Raw genomic sequence first — 645 nt, 5'->3', positions numbered from 1 at the left:
GACGAACGACCCGATGATCCCGATGACGATCGTCATGGCGATGGACAGGTTCTGCTTGCCGGGGACGATGAGGCGCGCGAGCAGCCCGGCGATGAGCCCGACGATGATGATGGTGACGATGAGTCCCAGCATGGTGGTGCCTCTCTAGTAGTCGGTACGTACCTCGACTTCACCACCCCTAGGGTGGGTGCAGTACACCCCTAGGGGGGTCTACGGTCGAGGCGTGACCCAGTCTGGACGACCTTTCACGGTTGCGCTCGTCGACGACTACGACGTGGTGGTCCTGGGCGTGGCCAAGATCCTGGACCAGTACCGAGATCGCGTGGTCGTGGCGGAGATCGACACCAACAAGCCGGTCGAGGACGTGGTCGACGTCGTGCTCTACGACGCGTTCGCGCAGCCGGAGTCCGACCAGCACGAGGTGGGCGTGCTGGTGCGCAACCCGAACGCGCGCCGGGTGGTCGTGTTCACCTGGAACTTCCATCCGGACCTCGTCGCCAGTGCCCGGGCGCAGGGTGTGCGCGGGTACCTGTCCAAGGCGCTGCCCGCGCGTGAGCTCGTCGCGGCCCTGGAGGCGGTGCACGCCGGTGAGGTGGTGATCAGCGAGGTCCCGGGCCGCGCGCGTCCGGCGAGCGGGCTGGACTG

The 645-nt window shown here is 67.1% G+C and carries 1 protein-coding gene; it reads left to right on the top strand.

Annotated elements, in window-relative coordinates; translation table 11 throughout:
* Positions 1 to 223: 223 nt before the first annotated feature.
* A partial coding sequence (locus AC1DUE_RS20020; protein ID WP_477041162.1) for a response regulator occupies positions 224 to 645 on the top strand: 422 nt, incomplete at its 3' end.

Source organism: Cellulomonas sp. P4_A2 (genome assembly GCF_056402515.1).
The sequence above is the reverse complement of the archived record's forward strand: the minus strand, read 5'-3'. Positions and strand labels throughout refer to the sequence as shown.